This is a genomic window from Sulfitobacter sp. AS92 (genome assembly GCF_038900015.1).
In the GTDB taxonomy this organism is placed as follows: Bacteria; Pseudomonadota; Alphaproteobacteria; order Rhodobacterales; family Rhodobacteraceae; genus Sulfitobacter.
The window spans coordinates 50,486-63,835 of sequence record NZ_JBBMQL010000001.1; the positions used below are offsets into that span (position 1 = coordinate 50,486).

Genomic DNA, 13,350 nt, shown 5'->3' on the forward strand with positions numbered 1-13,350 from the left:
ACCAAATTGACCACACCCCCAAAACGCCCGTTGACCCTGCGCGATGTTTCCGATGCTTGTGGCGTTTCCGAGATGACGGTCAGCCGTGTCCTGCGCAAGCGCGGTGACGTGTCAGAGGCCACTCGCAACCGGGTGCTCGCCGCTGCCAAGGCGCTTGGCTATGTGCCCAACCAAATCGCGGGATCGCTGGCCAGCCAACGGGTGAACCTCGTGGCGGTGGTAATCCCTTCTCTGGGCAATATGGTGTTCCCCGAAGTGCTGAACGGCATCAATCAGGTGCTTGAAGATACACCTCTGCAGCCGGTCGTGGGGGTCACCGACTACCTGCCCGAGAAGGAAGAGCGGGTGCTGTATGAGATGCTCTCGTGGCGGCCTTCGGGCGTAATCATCGCGGGGCTTGAGCATTCCGAGGCCACCCGCGCCATGCTGCGCAATGCGGGCATTCCGGTGGTTGAGATCATGGACACCGATGGCAAACCGATCGACGCGATGGTGGGCATTTCGCACCGCCGCGCCGGGCGCGAGATGGCGCAGGCGATCCTGCGCGAAGGCTATGAGCGGATCGGTTTCATGGGCACGAAAATGCCGCTCGACCACCGCGCGCGCAAGCGGTTTGAAGGCTTTACCGAAGGGCTGGCCAAGGCTGGTGTCGAGATTGAAGACCGCGCCTTTTACTCGGGGGGCTCGGCTCTGGCCAAAGGGCGCGAGATGACGCAAGAGATGCTTGAGCGCTCGCCCGATCTTGATTTCCTTTATTACTCCAATGACATGATCGGCGCGGGCGGGTTGCTGCATCTGATTGATCAAGGCATCGACATCCCCGGGCAGATCGGCCTTGCCGGATTTAACAATGTCGAATTGCTGCAAGGTCTGCCGCGTCAATTGGCGACGATGGACGCCTGCCGGAACGAGATCGGCCAAGCTGCGGCACGGATCATCCTTAACCAGACGATCCCCGAACCCGACCCCGATATGCAGACCCAGATCACCCTCACCCCAACGCTGTCGCTGGGCGATACCCTGCGCCGCCGCCGTCAGGGGTGAGCCGCCCGACGCTCGGAAATGGCGCCGCGCGGCGGTTGTTTCTGGCGCGGCATCTGCTGTCTGACCCGCCACAGGGTCCGGCCAAGGGCGCGGCGCTGCTGAAGCTGATCCATGACTTGGGGTTCGTGCAGCTCGACAGCATCAACACCGTGGCGCGGGCGCATGACCTGATCCTCTTTGCCCGCCGCCCTCGCTATCGCCCGGCGGCGCTGAAACAGCTTTACGAAAAAGACCGCGCGCTGTTTGAGCATTGGACCCATGATGCTGCCGTCATCCCGATGGAATTTTATCCGCAGTGGCACCTACGCCGGACGCGTGATGCGGAGAAATTGCTGGGCAGGTGGAAGGATTGGCAGCGCCATGATTTCGAAGCGCAGATGCAAAGTGTGCTGGCGCAGGTCTGCGCGGAAGGCACCGTCACTTCCTCAGACGTGGGCCGGGACGAGCCGCGCAGCAGCGGGGGGTGGTGGGAATGGCATCCGTCGAAAACCGCGCTGGAGTACCTCTGGCGCAGCGGCGCGTTGGCGGTGGCCGGGCGCGAGGGTTTCCGCAAGCGTTACGATCTGACCGAGCGGGTGGTGCCAGCGGCGCTGCACGATCCCGCCAATGCGCCGGATACCACTCAGACGATTGACTGGTGCTGCGATCAGGCACTGACCCGGCTGGGCTTTGCCACCGCGGGCGAATTGGCGGCCTTTTGGGCGCATATCTCTCCCGCCGAGGCACGGGGCTGGTGTGCTGTCGAACAGACTGCCGGGCGGTTAGAAGAAATTAACGTGGAGGCCGCCGACGGCAGCCTGCGGCCCGCCTTTGTCCGCCCCGGCTGGGCCGATGATCCTGCCCTCACCCGCGAGCCACCCACGCGTCTGCGCGTGCTCAGCCCCTTCGACCCGGCCCTGCGCGACCGTAAACGCGCCGCGCGGCTTTTCGGTTTTGACTACCGGATTGAGGTTTTCGTGCCCGAAGCGCAACGCAAATACGGCTATTATGTCTTTCCCCTGCTACAGGGCGACCGACTGGTAGGCCGCGTCGATATGAAGGCGCATCGCGATGTGGTTGAGTTGCGCATCACCGCGCTTTGGCCCGAGCGTGGTGTCGGATGGGGAAAGGGGCGACAGGCAGCTTTTGAGGCTGAATTGCAGCGGCTCTTACCGCTCGCGGGGGTGAGCCAACTGCGCTTTGTTGATGGCTGGCTGCGCGATCCGGTCTAGGCGAAACGGGGCGGCCGCAACCCTGCGTGAAACCAGTTGAGATAGCTGTGGATCGAATGCACGGGCCGCCCCGTGGCTCCCGCGATGTCGGGCGCATAGGGCACCATATTCGTGCATTCCAACAGGATCGCGCCAACATCCGGATTGGTGGCGACCAGTCGGTTTGCGGCCTGAACCATGTCTGCCCGCGCCTGTGCGACGTCCAGTTCAGCAGCATTTCCAAGGATCGTCTGTGCAAAACTGCTGCCCTCAAGCCCCTCCACCGGGCTGCCTTCAGGCACGCCAGCGGCGCGCAGATGAGCAGGCGAAAGTGTGCCCGCTGAGATCGTCAAAATCCCCACCTTTTGCCCAGGCGGCAGACAGGCCGCGATCTGCCCCGCCTGCTCTAACGCCGAGGCGGCAACCGGAACGCCCAACGCCTGAGCCAGTCGGGGCCGGATCAATGCCAAGAAACCGCAAGTGGTGGCGATGCCGGTGCAGCCTTCCGCAACCAGCCCCCGCCCCGCCGCGATAAAGGCTTCCACGAAGGGTTCGATATCATCGCAGACGATCGCTTCGGGCGTGGCGCCGGGCACAACTGCATAGCGCACCGGAAAGGGCCAACTGCCCGCATTGCCGACATCGCCCAGAATGCGGGGGAACCGCGTGTCGAGCATGAGTATCCCCAGCCGCGCGCCTGTATCTTTCACCATCTGCCCTCCATTTAGGCGCAAGGTGCCTTTGATGATCACGCAGGACAAGAGAAACGACAACGATGACATTTTATCAACATTTTATTGACGTGGTGATTTTTTATGCAAAGATGCCGGAAAGGAACCAAGCCATCATGCGACGTAAAATCGAAAGCCTCACCTCATGAGCCAGCATGTCGTTGTCATCGGCGCCGGGATTGTCGGCGTCTCTGCGGCGATCTGGCTGCGACGCGCGGGGGCGCAAGTGACCCTATTGGACCGGTCCGAACCGGGCCGCGGCACCTCGCATGGTAATGGCGGTGTGCTGGCTGCTGCCGGGGTGGCCCCTGTCACCGGGCCGGGCCTACTGAGCAAAGCGCCGGGCATGCTGCGCGATCCAGAATTTCCGTTGTTCCTGCGTTGGCCCTATGTGCCACGTCTGCTGCCATGGCTGCGCCGCTACATGAGCCACGCGAATGATGCCGACACCCGCCGGATTTCAGCCGGGCTGGCGCCTATCGTCAGCGACAGCGTGGCCCAGCACAAAGCCCTTTGTGCCGATCTGGGGCTGGAAGATTGGGTTCACGACAGCGACTATTGCTTTGCCTACACCAGCCGTGCCGCCTTTGAGGCCGAAGCCTACACATGGGCGTTGCGCCGCGATACGGGCTTCGTGCCCGAGATCATCGAAGGTGGCGCGGTGCAGGAATTCGACCCCGCCTATGGCCCGCAGATCACCTGCGTCGCCCGGCTGGCCGACCACGGTTTCATCGCTGACCCCGGCGGCTATGTCCGCGCTCTGGCAAAAGCGTTCGAGGGGATGGGCGGCACCCTCAAGCGCGCGGAGGTTCAGGACATCACGATCCTTAATGAAGAGGTCACCTCGGTCCTGACCGACCAAGGCCCGCTGCCCTGCGACGACGTGCTGTTGGCCACCGGCGTCTGGTCGAAACCGCTGATGCGCAAGCTGGGGATCAACGTGCCGCTGGAATCCGAACGCGGCTATCACATCGTTTTCAAAGATGCCCAAGGCGGCCCGTCGCGCCCCACCATGATGGCGGCGGGCAAATTTGTCGCCACGCCGATGACTGAGGGGCTGCGCTGCGCCGGGATCGTTGAATTCGGCGGGCTCGAGGCGGGCGCGTCTAAAGCACCGCTCGCCCTGCTGCGCCGCCAAGCCAAAGCCGCCTTTCCCAACCTCACCGCCGAAGATGAGATCGAATGGCTGGGGCACCGACCCGCCCCCAGCGACTCGCTGCCCCTGATTGGGCAGATTGGGACGAGCCGGGTCTATACTGCCTTCGGGCATCACCACATCGGGTTGACGGGCGGGCCAAAAACGGGCCGACTGATCGCCGGATTGATCACGGGGCAACCGCCCAACACGGATCTTGCCCCGTATCACCCCCAGCGCTTCGACAAATAATGCCAAGCGCGACTATGAAAAAACTAGGGAGAAACCACATGACACTTACAGCAAGACTGATGGCCGGAGCGGCCACGACGGCTCTGACTCTGGGCACTGCCATGCCTGCTTTCGCGGCCGAGAAATGGGACATGCCGATGGCCTATTCGGCCTCGAACTTCCATTCCGAAAACGGCGTGCAATTCGCCGAATGCGTGACCGAAGCCACCGGCGGCGAGATCGAGATCACCGTACATCCGGGCGGCGCACTGTTCGCAGGAGCAGACATCAAACGCGCGATCCAGACCGGTCAGGTCCAGCTGGGCGAGCGTCTGCTTTCTGGCCACCAGAACGAGAATGCCGTCTTCGGCTTTGACTCTATCCCATTCCTCGCCCCATCTTTCGAAGCCAGCGCAAAACTGTGGGAAGCCGCCAAGCCCAAGGTCGAAGCCGTGCTCGAAGAGCAGAACCTCGTCCTGCTTTATAACGTGCCATGGCCGCCGCAGGGGCTCTACTTCAAGAAAGAGGTCGGCTCGGTCGAAGACATGAAGGGCGTGAAGTTCCGCTCCTACAACAACACCACCGCGCGTTTGGCCGAACTGACCGGCATGTCGCCCGTGACCATTGAAGCCGCTGAAGTCAGCCAAGCCTTCGCCACCGGCGTTGCGGAATCGATGATCTCCTCGGGGGCCACCGGTTACGACCAGAAGGTTTGGGAAAGCCTGACGCATTTCTATGAAGTCGACGCATGGCTGCCGCGCAACTACGTGATGGTGAACGCTGACGTTTGGTCAGATGTCTCTGACGCCAACAAAGAAGCGGTCACAACCTGCGCGACCGAAGCCGAAGAGCGCGGCCTGCAAGCCGCCAAGGACTACACCCAGTTCACCTATGACGGGTTGCGCGAAGGCGGCATGAACGTCGAGCCAGCCAGCGAAGAGCTGATGTCTGGCCTGCGCGAAGTCGGTGACACGATGACGCAAGAGTGGCTTGAAGCCGCAGGCGAAGACGGCGCAGCAATCGTCGATGACTACAAGGCGATGCAGTAATCGCACAATTTTCGGCGGCCCTGTTTCGGGGCCGCCGCTCTCATGCCGGGGCATGAACTAGGGAGGGTCGGATGAAGACGCTGCGCAATATATTGGACGGGCTTTACACCGGGGCGGGGGCGCTCGCGGCGGTCTGTCTTGTCGCCATCCTCACGCTGATCGTCGCCCAGATGGTCGCCCGCTGGACCGGCAATGTCTTTCCGGGGGCCGCAAGCTATGCAGGCTACGCCATGGCCGGGGCCAGTTTCCTTGCCTTTGCAAACGCGCTCAACCGTGGCTCTCATATCCGCGTGTCGATCCTTGTGAATGCATTGAGCGATAAAGGCCGGCGGCTGCTTGATATCTGGTGTTTCGCCGTGGCCGCTGCGGTGGCTTGGTACTTCACCTATTACGCCTATTGGTTCGTCTACTGGTCATGGAAGTTCAACGAAGTCAGCCAAGACCAAGACGCCACTGCGCTGTGGATGCCGCAATCGGTCATGGTAATCGGCGGCGGGATTCTGGCCATCGCGCTGACAGACAATCTTCTGCATCTCATCTTTAAGGGCGACCACCGCGTCACCCGTGATCTTGTCGATCAAAGCTTCGGGGAATGACGCCATGACCGAGATTTACGCCATTGTCCTGTTTCTGATCGTCCTGTTCTTTCTTCTCGGCACCGGTGTCTGGGTTGGCCTCGCGCTGATGGGCGTTGCCTGGGTGGGGATGGAGCTTTTTACCACCCGCCCCGTGGGCGACACGATGATCACCACGATCTGGGCCAGTTCCTCAAGCTGGACGCTTACCGCGCTGCCGCTCTTTGTTTGGATGGGCGAGATCCTTTACCGCACGCGGCTGTCGCAAGACATGTTCAAGGGGTTGTCGCCTTGGCTTGCCAAGCTGCCGGGCGGGCTGGTGCATACCAATATCGTCGGCTGTACCGTGTTTGCCGCTGTCTCTGGCTCCTCTGCTGCGACGCTGACCACCGTGGGGAAAATGTCGATCCCCGAACTTCGGGCGCGCAACTATCCTGAGAAGATGATCATCGGCACGCTGGCCGGGGCTGCCACACTGGGCCTGATGATCCCCCCCTCTCTGGCGCTGATTGTCTACGGGGTGACGGTGAACGAAAGCATCACCAAGCTCTTCTTTGCCGGCGTCATGCCCGGCCTGCTGCTGGCGCTGATGTTCATGGGCTATGTCGCGATTACCAGTATGCTGTCGAAAGACTGGAACCCCGACGTTGAGACAGACATGACCTTTGCCGAGAAGCTGCGCAACTCACGCTTCCTGCTGCCGGTCTTTGCGCTGATCTCGGTCGTGATCGGATCGATGTATCTGGGCTTTGCCACCGCGACCGAGGCTGCCGCCATCGGCGTGATCGGCTCACTGACGCTGGCGCTATTCCAAGGCTCGCTGAACTGGCACAGCTTCCGCGAGAGCCTGATGGGCGCGATGCGCACCTCCGCGATGATCGCGCTGATCCTTGCGGGTGCGGCTTTCCTGAAACTGTCGATGGGCTTCACCGGCCTGCCCCGCGCCTTGGCCGACGGGATCGCGGCGATGGATCTGTCCCGCTTCGAGCTGCTGATGGCGCTGTTGGTCTTCTACATCGTGCTGGGCATGTTCCTTGATGGGATCTCGTCCGTCGTGCTGACCATGGCCGTGGTTGAGCCGATGGTACGCAGTGCGGGGATTGATCTGATCTGGTTCGGCATCTTCGTCGTGGTCGTGGTTGAGATGGCGCAGATCACGCCGCCTATCGGGTTCAACCTCTTTGTGTTGCAAGGCATGACCAATCACGAGATGGGCTATATCACCAAGGCCGCCCTGCCGATGTTTGCCATCATGGTCTTTATGGTCTTCGTGCTGATCTGGTTTCCCGAAGTGGCCACATGGCTGCCCGAGAACCTGCGCAGCGCGCCCGTTTAGCGGTGACAGCCCATGTATCTCCTGAGGTTGGCGTCGCGCCATGCGCGGGCCTGTCTGATCATCGGGCTGTTGGCGGGCTTATCTCTGCCCGGCCTCGCGGCGATGCTGGCAGACTGGCTGCCGCAGATGGTGGCGGCACTGCTGACGATCACCGCGCTCAGGATCGGGCACCGCGCCGCAACCGGTGCGGCGCGCGATTTGCGGTGGGGGTTGGCGTCGGTGCTAGCGTTGCAGACGGCGCTGCCGCTGGTGCTGCTTGGGGGCTTTACGCTGGCCGGGCTGGGCCAAACTCCCGCCGCGCTGGCGGTGACACTGGCCTCGGCTGCGCCAGCACTGACGGGCAGCGTCAACCTCGCCCTGTTGCTGCGGCTCGATGCAGGGCGCATGATGCAATTGATGGTGCTGGGCACGGCCACCTTTCCGCTAACGGTGCTGCCGGTCCTGGCTCTTCTCCCGCAGCTTGGCCCCGCGACCGAGGTCGTCTTGGCCGCGCTGCGCCTGCTGGCCGTAATCCTTGCCGCGACGGGGTTGGGCTTTGCCCTGCGTCACGTTCTGCTGCCCCGCCCCACGGCACGCCAGATCGAAGCCCTCGACGGGGCGTCGGTGCTGGCGTTTTGTATCATCGTCGTTGGGTTGATGGCCGCGCTGAACCCAGCGCTGCGGAGCGATCCTTGGGCGGTGGCGGGCTGGACGGTGCTGGCCTTCGCCCTAAGCTATTTGTTGCAAGCGGCGGTTCTGCTGGTGCTGCGCCGTGGCCCACTGCACCCGGTCGCCGGGCCGCTGGCGATCGGCGCGGGCAATCGCAACATCGCGCTGTTCCTCGTCGCACTCCCGCCCGAGGTTCTGGCCCCCTTGATGATCTTTATCGGCTGCTGGCAACTGCCGATGTATCTGACCCCGGTGCTGCTGCCGCGCCTCTACGAAAGGATGCTTTGCAATGACTGACTGGCCCCGCATCCGCAGCGTTGGCCTCTCTGGCCTGTTGATCACCTTTGCTGAAAAGATGTCCGAACCTGCCAACCGCGCCGCGCTGGCGTTTCGCGCGGCGGTAGAGGGACAGGATTGGCCCGAAGTGACCGAGACCAGCACCTCGCTCGTGTCGACCTTTGTGCAGTTCGAGGTTTCCCGAGACGCGATCACCAGGATGACCGACCGCCTCCACAATCTGCTGCAAACACGCGATTGGTTCGCCGAAGCCCTGCCCGCCGGGCGCACACTGTGGCATGTGCCCACAGTCTATGGCACCGATCTGGCCCCCCAGTTGGAAGAGGCTGCGGAGGCGGCGGGCCTTGACCCTGACGCCGCAATCGCTGAGCTGTCACAGTCCCGCGTGCGCGTGCTCACCATCGGCTTCGCCCCCGGCCAGCCCTATATGGGTGAACTGGCCCCGCATTGGGATATCCCCCGCCAACAGGGGCTGACAAAGTCCGTGCCACCGGGGTCGCTGGTGGTGGCAATCCGGCAGTTGATCATTTTCACCAATGCCTCCCCCACCGGCTGGCGGCACATCGGCCAGACGGCCTTTCGCACCTTCCGCCCCGGCAGCGAGATGCCCTTCCCGCTGTCCCCCGGCGATGAGCTGATTTTCCCGTCGATCACACGGCAGGAGTTCGACCGCATCGCTGATGACCCCACCGGCGGTGCCGAGCGGGAGGCGCTGACATGAGTGCCGCGCTGACCATCCTTCAAGCCGGGCCCGCCATGACCATCCAAGACCTTGGCCGTCCCGGCTACCGCGCCTTGGGACTGACCCATGGCGGCGCTGCGGACCCGACCGCCCTGCACGAAGGAGCCGCATTACTGGGGCAAGACCCAAACTGTGCCGCGTTGGAAATGGCGGGCAGCGGCGGCAGCTTTGAAGCCGATCAAGGCATCCGCATCGCCCTCACCGGCGCGCAGATGCAGGTCAGCATCGACGGCGAGCCGATTGCGTGGAACGCCAGCCACCTGCTGCCTGCCGGGGCCAAACTAACCATCGGCGGCGCGCGGGATGGGGCTTATGGTTACCTGCATGTGGGCGGCGGCTTTGATGTTGAGCCGGTGATGGAGTCGCGCTCCAGCCACCTCGCCGCGGGCATCGGTCGTCTGCTGCAAACGGGCGACAGCCTGCCCGTCGGCAAGGATAGCGGCAGCGTGACCAGCCAAACCCTCCCCCGCGACAGCCGTTTTGGCGGCGAGCGGGTGCGTATTGTCTCCTCCATGCAGACCGACGCTTTTGACGATGCAACCCGTGCACGCTTCACCGAAACCACCTTCCGCCGAGATGCCCGGGCCAACCGAATGGGTGCGCGGATGGACCATGACGGCGAAGGGTTCACCACCGGCGGGCAACTTACCATCGTCTCTGAGGTCATCACCCCCGGCGACATCCAGATCACCGGCGATGGCGCGCCCTTTGTGCTGATGTGCGAATGCCAGACCACTGGCGGCTACCCCCGTATCGGGACCGTGATCCCCTGCGATCTGCCAATAGTGGCGCAAGCCCAACCCGGTGCGGCGCTGCAATTCGAGTTCATCGACCTTGACGAAGCCCTCGCCGCCGAGACCCGCCACCGCGCCGACCTCGCCGCCCTGCCCAAACAACGCCAGCCCCTGCTGCGCGATCCCGCACGGATCCGCGATTTGCTGAGCTATCAATTGATTTCCGGCGTGGTCTCGGCCACCGCTGACCCTTTTAAGGAAGACAAGACATGACCACCGTCGATCTTAACGCCGATATGGGCGAAAGCTTTGGTCCTTGGACGATGGGCGATGACGCCGCGCTGTTGAAGGTCGTAACCTCGGCCAATATCGCCTGCGGCGGTCATGCGGGCGATGCGGATGTGATGGCAGCCACCATGCGCATGGCGCATGACAATGGCGTCGGCATCGGCGCGCATCCGGGATTCATGGATTTGGCCGGGTTTGGCCGCAACCGCATGGCACTTCCGCGCGGGACATTGCAGAACCAAATCCGCTTTCAGGTCGCGGCAAGCGTCGGCATGGCCCGCAGCGTCGGCGCAGAGGTACGGCACCTGAAGCTGCACGGCGCGTTGGCGAATATGGCGTCCGAAGATGAGGGACTGGCCCGTGACCTCTATGAAGCAGCCCTGAGCGTGGCCCCTGATCTCATCGTCATGGTACTTGCCGCAACGGCGCAGGAACGGGCGGTGAAATCACTGGGCTGCAAATGGGCCGGAGAAATCTTCGCCGACCGCGCCTACAACGATGACGCCACCTTGGTCGACCGCAGCAATCCGGGCGCGGTGATCCATGACGCAGACCGCGCAGCCGCCAGAATGGTCGAGATGGTCAAAGCCGGCGCGATCATCACCGAGAGCGGCAAACATATCCCCACGCGGATCGACACGATCTGCTTGCATGGCGACACCGCAGAGGCCGTTCAAATCGCAACCGCCGTCCGCAAGGGTTTGCAGGACGGCGGTGTGACTTTGGCAAAGTTCGGCGGCAGCGTTTAGCTGCGCACCAGCTTTTCATAGTCGGTGGCGATCTCGCGCGTCAGCGCGCCAACCTCGAACTTCCAGTCGCCGATCTGGCCCACCGGGGTCACTTCGGCGGCGGTGCCGGTCAGCCAGCACTGCTCGAAACCTTCGAGTTCTTCGGGCATGATGTGGCGTTCGTGGACGGTGATGCCCTTGTCTTTCAGCATGCCGATGACGGTCTGACGGGTGATCCCATTAAGGAAGCAATCGGGCGTCGGCGTGTGCACTTCGCCATCTTTGACGAAGAAGATATTCGCGCCCGTCGCTTCGGCCACATAGCCGCGGTAGTCATACATCATCGCGTCGGAACAGCCTTTGGCCTCAGCCGCATGTTTGGACATGGTGCAGATCATATAAAGACCCGCGGCCTTGGCGTGGCTTGGGATCGTCTCAGGCGAGGGGCGCTTCCATTTGGAGATGTCGAGCTTGGCGCCCTTCATCTTGGCATCACCGTAATAGGCACCCCATTCCCATGCCGCGATGGCCAAGCGCACCGGGTTACGGGCCGAGGCGACACCCATGTCTTCGCCCACACCGCGCCAGGCAACTGCGCGCACATAGGCGTCTTGCAAACCGGATGCGGCGAGGACTTCGGCCTTGGCGGCTTCGATCTCGTCAATCGTGTAGGGGATTTTAAAGTCGATCATTTCTGCCGAACGCTTCAGACGCTCGGAATGCTCACGGCTTTTGAAGATCTTGCCGTTGTAAGCGCGCTCGCCCTCGAACACCGAAGACGCATAGTGCATCGCATGGGTCAGGATATGGACATTGGCATCGCGCCAATCCACCATTTTGCCATCCATCCAGATGTGCCCGTCTCGATCGTCATATCCGCCTGCCATGGTATTTACCTCCCAAAATGACCCGCTATCTTTTCAAAAATTGCGCAAAAATCGGCATATGCAGACATTTAATTGCGCAAAACACGAGATTCGATAGCCTTTCACTATTGGAATGTCAACAAGGCTGACGTAAACTGATCCCCAACAGGCCTGAGAGAGATTGAGACATACTATGGCTGACGGGCGGATGATGGCCCCTAGCAGCGGCGACAGCCTGCTGTTTTTGACCGACGAACAACTGCGGCAGGGGATCGAGGCGATGTTCTTTGCCTATCGCGGTTTCACCGCCGATCCCGACCGGATTCTGGCCGATATGGCCTATGGCCGCGCGCACCACCGCGCCATCCACTTTATCAACCGCGCGCCGGGTACGACGGTGAACAACCTGCTCAACATCCTTGGAGTCACGAAACAATCGCTCAACCGTGTCTTGCGCACGCTGATCGCCGATGGTCTGGTGCAAAGCAAGGTTGGCCGCAATGACAAGCGCGAGCGGCATTTGTTCTTGACCGACGAAGGTCGCAAGCTGGAACAGGAGCTTTCAGACGCGCAGCGCGCGCGCATGCGGCTGGCCTTTCGCACCGCCGGGCCCGAAGCCGTGGCCGGTTTTAGAACGGTATTGGAGGCCATGATGGACCCCGAAATGCGCCAGAGCTTTGACCGGCTCCGCGAAAGCGCTTCATGAACGAGTTGGACGCTCACCTGCTGGTCGTTGATGATGACGAGCGAATCCGCAGTCTGCTGCGCAAATTTCTTATGCGGCACGGCTTTCTGGTCAGCACCGCACGCGACGCCGCCCATGCGCGGCGGGTGCTGGCGGGGCTTGAGTTTGACCTGATCGTGCTCGACGTGATGATGCCCGGCGAAGACGGCATGGCACTGACCCGATCGTTGCGCGAAACCCTGCAAACGCCGATCCTCCTGCTGACCGCCAAGGGCGAGACAGACAACCGCATAGAAGGGTTGGAAGCCGGGGCGGATGACTATCTGCCCAAACCCTTCGAGCCCAAAGAACTGCTGCTGCGCATCAACGCGATCCTGCGCCGCATGCCTGACACCTCTGCCGCCGATGCCGCGCCAAAAGTGCTGTCGCTCGGCGTGATCCGCTATGACATGGAGCGAGGTGAGATGTGGCAGGGCGACGATCTGGTGCGTCTCACCGCGACCGAAGTACATCTGATGAAGATCTTCTCCGCCCAGCCCGGCATCGCGCTGAGCCGCGCGAAACTGGTTGAGGAGTTGGGCCGCGACCGGGGTCAAGCGCAGGAACGCGCGGTGGACGTTCAAATCACCCGGTTAAGACGCAAGATCGAGAGCGATCCAAAACAGCCGCAATACCTGCAAACTGTGCGCGGTGCGGGCTATATGCTGGCGCCGGACTGACCCGGGCCTTCGGCGAAACACATAGGTAAAATTCATAATGCCAGCCCGCTGGCAAAGCGCGGCGCGAAGTTCTATTGTCGCGCGAAATTCTGACACATGAGGCGCGCAATGTCTGACACACCGGTAGAAGAGATGAATTTTGAGACCGCCATGGCCGAGCTTGAAAAAGTGCTGAGCCAGCTTGAAAACGGTAACGTCGCGCTCGACGAAAGCATCGCGCTTTATGAGCGTGGGGCCAAGCTGAAGGCGCGCTGCGAGGCCAAGCTAAAAGAAGCCGAAGAAAAGGTCGCCGCGATCACCCTTGATGGCGATGGCAACCCAAATGGGCTGAAACCCGTCGAAGGGCTTTGAG

General features: G+C 62.2%; 15 protein-coding genes. 13 read left to right on the forward strand and 2 right to left on the reverse strand.

Annotated features, from left to right (window positions below; genetic code table 11):
- The first annotated feature begins 6 nt into the window (after positions 1 to 6).
- On the forward strand, positions 7 to 1,044 hold the full coding sequence (locus tag WNY61_RS00245) for a LacI family DNA-binding transcriptional regulator (protein ID WP_342849449.1): 1,038 nt from the start codon (positions 7 to 9) through the stop codon (positions 1,042 to 1,044).
- Positions 1,041 to 2,255 carry a crosslink repair DNA glycosylase YcaQ family protein gene (locus WNY61_RS00250; RefSeq protein WP_342849450.1) on the forward strand — a complete coding sequence of 405 codons (1,215 nt, stop codon included), beginning with the start codon at positions 1,041 to 1,043 and terminating at the stop codon, positions 2,253 to 2,255. Before WNY61_RS00245 ends, WNY61_RS00250 begins: the two co-directional genes overlap by 4 nt.
- Here the strand turns inward: WNY61_RS00250 and WNY61_RS00255 are convergent.
- Entirely contained in the window at positions 2,252 to 2,947 is a 696-nt protein-coding gene (locus WNY61_RS00255; RefSeq protein ID WP_342849451.1) for an aspartate/glutamate racemase family protein, read from the reverse strand. The two genes, WNY61_RS00250 and WNY61_RS00255, sit on opposite strands and share 4 nt — an antisense overlap.
- 163 nt (positions 2,948 to 3,110) lie before the next feature.
- On the opposite strand from WNY61_RS00255, the gene WNY61_RS00260 reads away from it, so the two are divergent.
- The 8 genes from WNY61_RS00260 to WNY61_RS00295 all read left to right on the forward strand — a co-directional run bounded on the left by WNY61_RS00260 (position 3,111) and on the right by WNY61_RS00295 (position 10,749).
- Positions 3,111 to 4,352: an FAD-dependent oxidoreductase gene (locus tag WNY61_RS00260; protein ID WP_342849452.1), complete on the forward strand. Its 1,242-nt coding sequence runs from the start codon at positions 3,111 to 3,113 to the stop codon at positions 4,350 to 4,352.
- A 38-nt stretch (positions 4,353 to 4,390) separates the two neighbouring features.
- Positions 4,391 to 5,380 (forward strand): TRAP transporter substrate-binding protein, encoded by a 990-nt coding sequence (locus WNY61_RS00265; RefSeq protein WP_342849453.1) that lies wholly within the window; start codon positions 4,391 to 4,393, stop codon positions 5,378 to 5,380.
- Between the two features lie 71 nt (positions 5,381 to 5,451).
- Positions 5,452 to 5,976, forward strand: coding sequence for a TRAP transporter small permease (locus WNY61_RS00270; RefSeq protein ID WP_007118591.1), 525 nt, complete (start codon positions 5,452 to 5,454; stop codon positions 5,974 to 5,976).
- A gap of 4 nt (positions 5,977 to 5,980) precedes the next feature.
- Entirely contained in the window at positions 5,981 to 7,291 is a 1,311-nt protein-coding gene (locus WNY61_RS00275; protein WP_342849454.1) for a TRAP transporter large permease subunit, read from the forward strand.
- 12 nt (positions 7,292 to 7,303) lie between these two features.
- Positions 7,304 to 8,236, forward strand: a complete 933-nt coding sequence (locus WNY61_RS00280; protein ID WP_342849455.1) for a hypothetical protein — start codon at positions 7,304 to 7,306, stop codon at positions 8,234 to 8,236.
- A complete protein-coding gene (locus tag WNY61_RS00285) occupies positions 8,229 to 8,957 on the forward strand; it encodes a carboxyltransferase domain-containing protein (protein WP_342849456.1) in 729 nt (242 codons plus the stop codon). Before WNY61_RS00280 ends, WNY61_RS00285 begins: the two co-directional genes overlap by 8 nt.
- Entirely contained in the window at positions 8,954 to 9,985 is a 1,032-nt protein-coding gene (locus WNY61_RS00290) for a biotin-dependent carboxyltransferase family protein (RefSeq protein WP_342849457.1), read from the forward strand. The genes WNY61_RS00285 and WNY61_RS00290 overlap by 4 nt, the downstream gene beginning before the upstream one ends.
- The gene (locus tag WNY61_RS00295; RefSeq protein WP_342849458.1) at positions 9,982 to 10,749 is read left to right on the forward strand and encodes a 5-oxoprolinase subunit PxpA; all 768 of its coding nucleotides are present in this window, start codon (positions 9,982 to 9,984) and stop codon (positions 10,747 to 10,749) included. The genes WNY61_RS00290 and WNY61_RS00295 overlap by 4 nt, the downstream gene beginning before the upstream one ends.
- Here the strand turns inward: WNY61_RS00295 and WNY61_RS00300 are convergent.
- On the reverse strand, positions 10,746 to 11,615 hold the full coding sequence (locus WNY61_RS00300; protein ID WP_342849459.1) for a branched-chain amino acid aminotransferase: 870 nt from the start codon (positions 11,613 to 11,615) through the stop codon (positions 10,746 to 10,748). The two genes, WNY61_RS00295 and WNY61_RS00300, sit on opposite strands and share 4 nt — an antisense overlap.
- 172 nt (positions 11,616 to 11,787) lie before the next feature.
- Between WNY61_RS00300 and WNY61_RS00305 the strand changes: the two genes are divergently transcribed.
- From WNY61_RS00305 to WNY61_RS00315, 3 genes are all read left to right on the forward strand, one after another.
- Positions 11,788 to 12,300, forward strand: a complete 513-nt coding sequence (locus WNY61_RS00305) for a MarR family transcriptional regulator (RefSeq protein ID WP_342849460.1) — start codon at positions 11,788 to 11,790, stop codon at positions 12,298 to 12,300.
- Positions 12,297 to 12,998, forward strand: a complete 702-nt coding sequence (locus tag WNY61_RS00310; protein WP_342849461.1) for a response regulator — start codon at positions 12,297 to 12,299, stop codon at positions 12,996 to 12,998. The genes WNY61_RS00305 and WNY61_RS00310 overlap by 4 nt, the downstream gene beginning before the upstream one ends.
- 108 nt (positions 12,999 to 13,106) lie before the next feature.
- Complete coding sequence (locus tag WNY61_RS00315) at positions 13,107 to 13,349, forward strand: exodeoxyribonuclease VII small subunit (RefSeq protein WP_007118582.1); 243 nt, start codon at positions 13,107 to 13,109, stop codon at positions 13,347 to 13,349.
- The last annotated feature ends 1 nt before the right edge of the window (position 13,350 follow it).

Bases quoted from the DNA above. Each gene is read 5' to 3' on its own strand.
- WNY61_RS00255 (WP_342849451.1), bottom strand. From the start codon at position 2,947: ATGGTGAAAGATACAGGCGCGCGGCTGGGGATACTCATGCTCGACACG.
- WNY61_RS00260 (WP_342849452.1), top strand. From the start codon at position 3,111: ATGAGCCAGCATGTCGTTGTCATCGGCGCCGGGATTGTCGGCGTCTCT.
- WNY61_RS00265 (WP_342849453.1), top strand. From the start codon at position 4,391: ATGACACTTACAGCAAGACTGATGGCCGGAGCGGCCACGACGGCTCTG.
- WNY61_RS00270 (WP_007118591.1), top strand. From the start codon at position 5,452: ATGAAGACGCTGCGCAATATATTGGACGGGCTTTACACCGGGGCGGGG.
- WNY61_RS00275 (WP_342849454.1), top strand. From the start codon at position 5,981: ATGACCGAGATTTACGCCATTGTCCTGTTTCTGATCGTCCTGTTCTTT.
- WNY61_RS00280 (WP_342849455.1), top strand. From the start codon at position 7,304: ATGTATCTCCTGAGGTTGGCGTCGCGCCATGCGCGGGCCTGTCTGATC.
- WNY61_RS00285 (WP_342849456.1), top strand. From the start codon at position 8,229: ATGACTGACTGGCCCCGCATCCGCAGCGTTGGCCTCTCTGGCCTGTTG.
- WNY61_RS00290 (WP_342849457.1), top strand. From the start codon at position 8,954: ATGAGTGCCGCGCTGACCATCCTTCAAGCCGGGCCCGCCATGACCATC.
- WNY61_RS00295 (WP_342849458.1), top strand. From the start codon at position 9,982: ATGACCACCGTCGATCTTAACGCCGATATGGGCGAAAGCTTTGGTCCT.
- WNY61_RS00300 (WP_342849459.1), bottom strand. From the start codon at position 11,615: ATGGCAGGCGGATATGACGATCGAGACGGGCACATCTGGATGGATGGC.
- WNY61_RS00305 (WP_342849460.1), top strand. From the start codon at position 11,788: ATGGCTGACGGGCGGATGATGGCCCCTAGCAGCGGCGACAGCCTGCTG.
- WNY61_RS00310 (WP_342849461.1), top strand. From the start codon at position 12,297: ATGAACGAGTTGGACGCTCACCTGCTGGTCGTTGATGATGACGAGCGA.
- WNY61_RS00315 (WP_007118582.1), top strand. From the start codon at position 13,107: ATGTCTGACACACCGGTAGAAGAGATGAATTTTGAGACCGCCATGGCC.